The 8,662-nt window shown below is 42.6% G+C and carries 12 protein-coding genes; 4 read left to right on the top strand and 8 right to left on the bottom strand.

Annotation, left to right across the window (positions count from 1 at the left end; genetic code table 11):
• Positions 1-489, top strand: a 489-nt coding sequence (locus tag HRU21_10270) for a hypothetical protein (GenBank protein ID NRA42674.1), incomplete at its 5' end; no start/stop codon positions are given.
• A gap of 252 nt (positions 490-741) precedes the next feature.
• On the opposite strand, the gene HRU21_10265 is transcribed toward HRU21_10270, so the two are convergent.
• Positions 742-1,914, bottom strand: coding sequence for an acyl-CoA dehydrogenase family protein (locus HRU21_10265; GenBank protein ID NRA42673.1), 1,173 nt, complete (start codon positions 1,912-1,914; stop codon positions 742-744).
• 147 nt (positions 1,915-2,061) lie between these two features.
• Here HRU21_10265 and HRU21_10260 point away from each other — a divergent pair, with 147 nt between their 5' ends.
• Positions 2,062-2,406 (top strand): hypothetical protein, encoded by a 345-nt coding sequence (locus HRU21_10260; GenBank protein NRA42672.1) that lies wholly within the window; start codon positions 2,062-2,064, stop codon positions 2,404-2,406.
• A gap of 220 nt (positions 2,407-2,626) precedes the next feature.
• Here HRU21_10260 and HRU21_10255 read toward each other — a convergent pair whose 3' ends face one another.
• Positions 2,627-3,229, bottom strand: a complete 603-nt coding sequence (locus HRU21_10255) for a peroxiredoxin (GenBank protein ID NRA42671.1) — start codon at positions 3,227-3,229, stop codon at positions 2,627-2,629.
• A gap of 267 nt (positions 3,230-3,496) precedes the next feature.
• Here HRU21_10255 and HRU21_10250 point away from each other — a divergent pair, with 267 nt between their 5' ends.
• Positions 3,497-3,694, top strand: a complete 198-nt coding sequence (locus tag HRU21_10250; GenBank protein NRA42670.1) for a (2Fe-2S)-binding protein — start codon at positions 3,497-3,499, stop codon at positions 3,692-3,694.
• A 438-nt stretch (positions 3,695-4,132) separates the two neighbouring features.
• Here HRU21_10250 and HRU21_10245 read toward each other — a convergent pair whose 3' ends face one another.
• The 6 genes from HRU21_10245 to hutX are packed head-to-tail and all read right to left on the bottom strand — an operon-like array spanning position 4,133 to position 8,108.
• Positions 4,133-5,440, bottom strand: a complete 1,308-nt coding sequence (locus HRU21_10245) for a M18 family aminopeptidase (GenBank protein NRA42669.1) — start codon at positions 5,438-5,440, stop codon at positions 4,133-4,135.
• Positions 5,441-5,467: 27 nt separating this feature from the next.
• Positions 5,468-5,767, bottom strand: a complete 300-nt coding sequence (locus tag HRU21_10240) for an SET domain-containing protein-lysine N-methyltransferase (protein NRA42668.1) — start codon at positions 5,765-5,767, stop codon at positions 5,468-5,470.
• A gap of 12 nt (positions 5,768-5,779) precedes the next feature.
• On the bottom strand, positions 5,780-6,097 hold the full coding sequence (locus HRU21_10235; GenBank protein ID NRA42667.1) for a DUF2288 family protein: 318 nt from the start codon (positions 6,095-6,097) through the stop codon (positions 5,780-5,782).
• A gap of 44 nt (positions 6,098-6,141) precedes the next feature.
• On the bottom strand, positions 6,142-7,107 hold the full coding sequence (locus tag HRU21_10230) for an alpha/beta hydrolase (GenBank protein NRA42666.1): 966 nt from the start codon (positions 7,105-7,107) through the stop codon (positions 6,142-6,144).
• A gap of 33 nt (positions 7,108-7,140) precedes the next feature.
• Positions 7,141-7,671, bottom strand: coding sequence for a pyridoxamine 5'-phosphate oxidase family protein (locus HRU21_10225; protein ID NRA42665.1), 531 nt, complete (start codon positions 7,669-7,671; stop codon positions 7,141-7,143).
• Between the two features lie 23 nt (positions 7,672-7,694).
• The gene (gene hutX, locus HRU21_10220) at positions 7,695-8,108 is read right to left on the bottom strand and encodes a heme utilization cystosolic carrier protein HutX (GenBank protein NRA42664.1); all 414 of its coding nucleotides are present in this window, start codon (positions 8,106-8,108) and stop codon (positions 7,695-7,697) included.
• 114 nt (positions 8,109-8,222) lie between these two features.
• Between hutX and HRU21_10215 the strand changes: the two genes are divergently transcribed.
• On the top strand, positions 8,223-8,662 hold a 440-nt coding region (locus HRU21_10215), incomplete at its 3' end, for a TonB-dependent receptor plug domain-containing protein (protein NRA42663.1).

The following is an 8,662-nucleotide window of genomic DNA, read 5'->3' as shown; positions in this document are numbered from 1 at the left end:
GCATCAAACTCATACCTAGCAGTGTTTCTAATCACGCCATTTGTCTGCTATAATATTTATGCACAACAGTATCAAATGCATCGCTTTGTTCAGCAATACTATCAGCAGCCCGCAGCCGTCAATGACCTGGGCTTACTGAGTTACCAAAATCCTCACTATGTATTAGATTTATGGGGATTAGCTTCGAAAGAGGCACTCGCTTTCAGACAAACATCTGACGACTTAGAATGGATGCATCAATTAGTCGAACAGTCAGACATCGACTTAGTGATGATTTACCCTAGTTGGTTTGAGAAAGAGGGTAAAACCTTACCTGAACAGTGGCAAAAACTTGCCGTTTTGAGAATGAATGGCAGGGTCAACTTTCTTGATGATGATGTTAGCTTTTACTGTACTGTGAAGAATTGCGACGAACTTACACAAAAGTTACAAAGCTTTGCTTTAGATTTATCGCCTGCAAGTATTTTACTTTTCGAAAATCAGGACTAAATCCTCAGTCGATAAGCTAATCATTTGAATTAAGTATAGGCTAAGCTAGATCAGCAAGAGCGAACTCAGCCTAGGTTTTGAATAATTGATCATTTTATCATGCTTCTATTTAAGTATAGTTAAAGCAGACACCTAAGAAATCCTGCGTAAGATGGGTATTTAAAAGATCAACGCAAAATATCTAGCTAGAAATAGATATTTATTAGGCATAAAAAAAGCCGCATAAGCGGCTTTAAGAGAAGTGCTTTACCGCTAGATAAAGAAGTCGGCGTTATCGGCACCTAGGTGTAAGCCACCATAGTTACGCGAGAAGTTTGTTGGACTGTTAGCAACGTGAGCGCGCGCGGTATGAATATCCAAGAAGCGCTGCTGAATATCACTGCCTTTGAATACTGAGCTACCACCCGCCATTGAGAATAAGCTATCAATCACTGACATGCTCTTCTCGATAACTAAAGATGCTTGGTAACGATACTTGGCACGCTTTTCAACAGGTATACTTTCACCTGCAGCAGTAATGCTCATCATCTCATCAAAGTTGCGCATCATCACCGTTTCCATTTCGTCAATGGTATTTGATGCCATCGCAATACGCTCAAGCGCAGACGGGTCAGAGGCATGTTTTGAAGAATCCATGCTAGCCTTTTTCATTGCTGCTGATTTGTATAGCTCTAACGCATCTTTACAAGCACCAATTGCAGGTGTTGATACCACACGAATGAAAAGCTGCGCCCAAGGCAAGCGGTAAAGCGTGGCTGAATCTTCAGTAACGCCAGGGTTGGTAAGATTGAAACCATCCATTTGCTTGTGAGTACGGTAGTCAGGAACAAATGCATCTTTTACGACAACATCATTACTGCCAGTACCTTGCAGACCCATAGAGTGCCAAGTATCTTCGATCACATAATCTTCTTTCGGCACTAGGAAGGTACGGTAGCCTTCACCAGGAATAACGCCACCTAATAATGCCCAAGTGCAGTGATCAGAACCTGATGACCAGCCCCAACGGCCAGAGAATTTAAAACCACCTTCAACGACTTCAACCTTGCCCATTGGCGCATATGATGAAGATATACGCGTATGGATGTCGTCTTTCCAAACATCTTCTTGAGCTTGCTTGTCCATCAGTGCAATCTGGAATGCGTGAACTGCTACGATGCCGCAGGCCCAGGCAGTAGACATGCAGGCTTCAGCGATAGCTAGGTGCATTCTAAAGAAGTCTTGTGGGTCGACTTCATAGCCACCATAAGCTTTAGGTTGAAGCGCTAGAAAAAATCCAGCTTCTTGCAGTTCATCAATAGTTTTTTGAGGAACCTTGCGGTTTTCCTTCGCTTCTTCAGCTCGTGATTTGATAGCCGGCTGGAGAGCAACGATTCGCTGGTAAATTTCTTCAGCGATTGCTTTTTTTTCTAGATCTATGTCCATTTTTTGTAAGCTGCCCACAGTTATCTCCTAAATAATTTTAGTTTGTGAACTGTCTATACGCCGTAAAGGAATCATCAGATTAAGAAAGATAAAAAAATTTAAACCCAAATTATGAATATTTCGTAAGCACGAAGAGGAGTCCATTTTATGGTTAAAGCAAAAGTCCCCCAGCTGCACGATAAATACCTCAGAGTGGTTGTGATTGAAGCCTATGCTGAAGACAGTTTTGGCGCTACTGTGTGTCACGAATTAGACAATATCGAGCTACTTGATAACGCTGATAAACCCTTACTGAAACGATCGATAGCTGAGATTATGAAGGTTGTGGGTCAATTAAATATCGGTGATATCTTTCTGCACTGCCACGCGCATCTGCACACTGTGGCCTTGCCCGACTATCTGATTGCTACTGACTACGGCAATGGCGTCATTCATCTCCAGCCAACCGCCTTTAACCAGAACTTTGCAGAGTTCCCACAGTCACAGGAATAATGCTTTTCATTTTGAATTCAGCTGGTTTTCTGAACTGCATAATTAATCCCTTTAATACAGACATATCATGCCGCTTGTCTTATTCACTAGTCTCGCAGGCATAAAAAAACCGGCAAAAGCCGGTTTTTTTCACTTTTTAAGCAGCTATTTTTCATGCAGATTTGCTCACTGCAAATTTAACTAAGTGCATGAATAAGCATATAAGTGGTTTGGCAAGCAATTAAAGATTCGAAGCTTCTTCGCTTAAGTATGCTGCCACACCTTCTGGTGAAGCCGTCATACCTTTATCGCCTTTATTCCAGCCAGCTGGACAAACTTCGCCATGCTCTTCATGGAACTGAAGCGCTTCCACTAAACGAATAACTTCATCAAAGTTACGTCCTAGTGGCAGGTTATTAACGATTTGTGATTGTACGACACCTTCTTTATCGATGATGAATACACCACGAAATGCCACACCACCAGCAGACTCAACATCGTATGCACGGCAAATATCATGGTTAATATCTGCTGCTAAGGTGTAAGCAACTTGACCGATACCACCATCTTTCACATCGGTATTACGCCATGCATTGTGAGTGAAATGCGAATCGATCGATGCGCCAACAACTTCAACACCCAATTCTTTGAACTTATCCATACGGTGATGAACCGCGATCAACTCAGACGGACATACAAAGGTAAAGTCCAATGGGTAGAAAAATAAAACGCGATATTTACCTTCAGTTGACTCTAAAAAATTGAATTCGTTAACGATTTCTCCACTGCCTAAAACAGCGCTGGAAGTAAAGTTTGGTGCTTGTTTACCAACTAAAACGCCCATGTAAGTTCTCCTTAAGATTGACAAGGGTCTTTGAAAAGTTTGAAAAATCAAACAATGAAAATCTAACTTAATGAAAGGATCAATAAGGTCGCTTACTTTAAGCTATTTGATTGGGATATGCTCATAAAAAATAACTAAGGGCGATATAGAAACTGTATATCAGTCAAATAATGTATAAAAATATCATTAAATGCAATTGACAATAATTCTCATTGCGTTTAAATTTACACCATTGATGAGAATGAGTTGTATTTAAGGCAAACGTAAATGTACGTATGTATTTGTAAAGGCATCACTGACGGCCAACTTCGCCAAGCTGTCGATAATGGCGCTTCGTCGTTTCGCGAAATAGCGCAGACAACTGGCTGCTCAACCCAATGTGGCCAATGCGCCTGCACTGCCAAGTCGCTAGTAGAGTCGGCGATTGCAGAAGTTCAAGGTGCTAATCTGTATCACGCTGCATAGTTCAATATTAATCTACTCAGCTAAACTGCTTAGCTAAACTCCTTATCTAAATTTCTTAGCAACATTATTTTCTTACTGTATTCATAACTACTTATCAGTACTGTAAGTAGTTATATAACCACCTCATACATAGTCTGCACTTTATTTTTTGCGCTTTATTTTTTGCACTTTATTTTTTGCACTTTTACTCGCAACACTTTGTTTTGTTGCCAATTCGAAAAGCCAATGATTCCTGCAAGATTACCGCAAGTTTTTACTTACTGAGCTTTATAGCTATTCCACGCAAAAACTTAAGCGACAACCCATATAAGAAAGACGAGATTGGTAAAAAATCCGACGCGAGTTATTAGCTGAAACTATCCGCAGTTTAATAAAGCATTTTTAGACAGAAAAAAGCCTATGAATAGCTTAGAAGCTAATATAAAGCCTGCTAATTAACTAGCTTGAAGGCAGACAATAAAATGCCATCAGTGCATTCAGCATAAAGCCAACATCTTGACATGCTGCGGTTTCACGAATGGAATGCATCGCAAAGGTCGGCACCCCGACATCCACCGTTTTTACCCCCAATTTAGCAGCCGTCATTGGCCCTATGGTTGAGCCACATGCCATATCAGTTCGCACCACAAAGGCCTGCACTGGCACTTCCGCAATCGCACAGCAGCGCCTGAATATCGCTTGCGTAACCGAGTTAGAGGCATAACGCTGGTTAGCATTAATTTTGATCACTGGCCCCGCGCCCAATAGAGGGCCATGATTAGCATCATGTTTAGCGGCAAAGTTTGGATGAATACCGTGCGCATTATCGCTAGAAACCATCATCGACTGGTCAATCATGCGACCAAAATCACTTTCAGCTTGATCTGATTGCGACTCCACAAATCGTTTCAAAAACTGCGCCAGCATCGCACCATCTGCACCTGAGGCCGACTGCGAGCCCACTTCCTCATGATCATTACAAACCATAAGTGTATTTTGCTCACTATCAGCATGAATCATCGCCTGCATTGCCATGTAACAGCTCAGCAAATTATCTAAGCGACTGGCAGCGATAAAATCATTGACCACGCCGAATACGCCACCCGGCTCAGCTTCATAAAAACTGATTTCAAAATCCAGTATCTCAGCTGTTTGTAAACTTCCATCAGAGTGCTGTTCTATTAACAGTTGTTGCAACAAGGCATGAAAGTTTTGCTGTTTGTTAGCCGACAAACTCATAAGCACTGGCAGATCAGTTTGTGGATTTATGCTGCGATTTTTATTTGCTTCTCGATCAAGATGAATCGCCAAGGATGGAATGATACCAAGCGCATGCTTTGAATCGACCAAACGATGAATAATCTCACCCGATGGATGCTGCAAAGTCACACGACCAGCCAGCGCCAATGGTCGATCAAACCAAGGGTTAAGTAAGACGCCGCCATAGGTTTCAACGCCCAACTGCCAGAAGCCCTGCTGATATAAATCAGGGTTTGGCTTAACTTTTAGATTAGGGCTGTCAGTGTGCGCACCAATCATACGAACCCCAGCATTGGCTATATCCGCACATTGATAATTAAAGGCAATAATACTTGAGTCATTGCGTGTAATAACATACTTCTGACCCAGCTCGAATTGCCAATGCTCTGACTCGTGCACATGCACAAAGCCAGCTGCAGTTAAACGGCTCAACATTGCATGCACCGCATGAAAGGGAGTTGGCGATTGTTGAATAAATGCAATTAAATCTTGGCTGTCGGCTTGCATATATCGCTCCTTTTTAAGTACTGCTGTTTAATCCCACTCATCGCCATAGTCGTGCGTAATTTCATCACCTTTAGCGATCGGCCTTATCACTTCAACACTTAAATCATCCCAGTAAATAGCATTCGCCTGTTTAGCATGGTTGATATATTTCAGATCACAAATCACATCAACTTGCTGATTATCCAGCGTGAGTGTGTATAAGCCTTCTTGTTTGCTTGCCACCACTTGGCAAACCCCAAGTAAAGTACCTGGCTGCAAATGTCGGCTGGCGAATAAACCCTTGCCATGCAGCGGGCTGTCTTTAACAAAATAGTCTTTTTTCGCCATGTAATGTCTAAGTTAATTCGAATCGGGAGCTGAAATGGGTTGCACCAGCACATAAGGGGCTAGCACCACTGCCCAAACCCACTGATTTTCCACCAGCCAAACCGTAGCTTGTGCGTCTGTCACCGGGTGCATTTTATTGTCCTGCATCAGGGTATTAATGCGTGGCGAGTTATCTAAAACTAAGTCAGATGCCACATCTAACAAATCTAAATCGTTAGTTACAAAAATTGTTGAACCTGAGGCGAAAAACTTTTGCATTTCAGACCAGGCAATTTTTGAGGTTTCTTGATTAAGCTCAGCAATTATCTGTTGCTTTTTTTGACTATCCATTACCAGACTTGTATCGATAAAAATCTAGCATAACACAGTTTCGACTATTCTTCGCCGATAAGAAAGTCCAGCATTGCGCGATTAAAACAGTCGGGGTTCTCTCTATGCATAAAGTGTCCAGCAGCAGGAACCTGAAGCAGCTCGAATGGCGCATCAAAAAACTGCTCTAAACTTAGAAAATATTCGGCACCAATACAGCCATCATCTAAGCCTTGCGTGACCAATGTCGGCACTTGAATATTGCCACTTAGCTGCTGCATAAAATCTCGATCCAGCAAGGCATCTTTAAACAGCTGCCGATAATACTGTGTTGCAGCATACATAGCGCCGTCTTGCAGTAGACAATGTTTTACATCTGCAATTTCCTTCGCGCTATATTGCCAGCTGGGTGACCAGTAAGACCACAGCCAATCAAGCCCTTGTGCATGGCTTCGCCTCATCCAGGCAGTCATCGGCGCACCTAACTGAAATAAAAGTGCGTAGCGCGATCGCCAAGCCTGCTGCAAATCACCACCAGCCCGGATTAACGCAGCAAATGGCGGCACTGCTGCAACAATCATTTTTTCGATTTTATCAGACGCAATACTCGCTAAGGCATAACTTGTAATCGCCCCCCAATCGTGACCGAGCAAGTAACATTTGCCATCACAAAATTGATCAATAATTGCCTCAATATCAGCCGCTAAGCTGCGTACCGAATAATTAATGCCCTTACCGCTTGATGAAGGCGGGTAGCCGCGCAGAAAAGGCAAAATAATGCGAAAGCCTGCATCAAGTAAAGGCTGTATTTGATGCTCAAAGGTATGCGGCGTATCTGGGAAGCCATGAACACAAATGATGGGCTTGGCTTTAACATCACCCACAGTTAAGACGCTGAGGGTAGCATCTGCGCTGACCATTTGATGCTGTTGAAATTCAATATCTGCGATTAGCATGCTTACTATGCCTGAGTCCTGTAAGTTAAAAATAAACGGGCAAAAAAACGCCTGCTTAAAAGCAGGCGTTATCATTGTGACAGATGCTTTAAATATTGCTAGCTTTTGCTATGCAGACTCACGCTGCTGGTGACCATCACGTAAATGATCGATGCTCTCGGCGGTAAGACTATTACCTGCTAACATATATGCACGACCAAAACCTTTCACATAACGACCTGAATTTGGCGTAAGCTTAAATAGATGAAAATCACTTAACTCGCTTAACTGCCGACTGCGTTCACCGTGCCGAGCTTCAAGCAACTGAATGCCCTGCTCAAAGCCATCGCTGCCGTGTGCAATATGCTCAGCATCAACTTGGTAAGTAGTGCGTATGCGTGCGAATAACTCATCCGCACTGTCTTCATCCTCAACAATGAGTACTGCAGCTTTTTGGTTAGCTAATAAATTTTTCGCATGCACCGCAATCACACTTAATAGTACATAAAAGCCATCTTGCTGCTCGGTTAAGGCGAACGGTGCATAAGAAGCATAAGGCGCCCCCTCTTCTGTGATCGAGGACAACATTAAACTTTTCCTTGATTGAATAAAGCTTAAAATCTCCATATCTAAGCGGTCTTGCATGGCAATATTTTTCATAATAGTGACTTCTTTATACTTTTTTAAAGGGTAAGTTCAGATTGAATCGCTTTGAAACGCAACACCTGCTGCGGAAAAAGCTCTCCATGATTATCACGACCTAAAAAAACTTTGAAAATCGTCTCAGCATTTTCAGTATTAAACACAAAAGCGTAGGCTTGTCGGCCACGATGCATGGCATCTTGAAAAGCAATATGGTCAATCTTATCTAAATTTATATGCCCTTCGAAACCACCTTCCTGCGCATGCAAATTATAGTAACCAGACCCGATTTCGCCTGGCGGGAACACACCCCCAAACTCAAATACACAACCGGCATGAATAATAATTGTACGCAGCTTGCCCCAACTAGACAGCTCTTGTAAGAGATCGAGCGCTTTATCGCCAGGTAATACAGTTTGATTTGTCATAACAACCTCTTTTGACAAAGACAACATAGTATAGCGGAGCGCATTTACTCAAACAACAAACAAAATGATAATTATTATTATTTACATTAATAAAAAATCAGATAAAATAATGCGAATCATTATCAGTTGTAAGTAATTATCATGTTTATTTCGCGTTTACCAAAAGCTTTGGCGAATGCGCAAGGAATGCTCACTACGTCGGCCGGATTTCTGGCCTGCGTACTCTCAAGCCAGGCAGTGGCTCAAACCAATACCGACAGCAAAAATACCAGCCCAGAAGCTCTTGAGACGCTTGTCGTAACAGGCACTCGAACCGAAAGAAACTTATCTGATGCACCGGTGAAAGTCGAAGTCATCAAAGCTGAAACCCTGCGCGCACAACATGCCTTTAGTCTTGAAGATGGTCTTAAGACCCTACCCGGCATCCAGCTAAAACCGATCGAGCGGAAATTTGGTACAGAAGCTTGGATACAAGGCATTAGTGCTGACCGTATTCTCGTGCTCATTGATGGCGAGCCAACGTCACCCACGACTGGCTCATCGATTGACTTGAGCCAGATATCCGCCACCAATATTCAACA

This window comes from Pseudomonadales bacterium, assembly GCA_013215025.1.
Classification (GTDB): Bacteria; Pseudomonadota; Gammaproteobacteria; order Pseudomonadales; family DT-91; genus DT-91.
The sequence above is the reverse complement of the archived record's forward strand: the minus strand, read 5'-3'. Positions and strand labels throughout refer to the sequence as shown.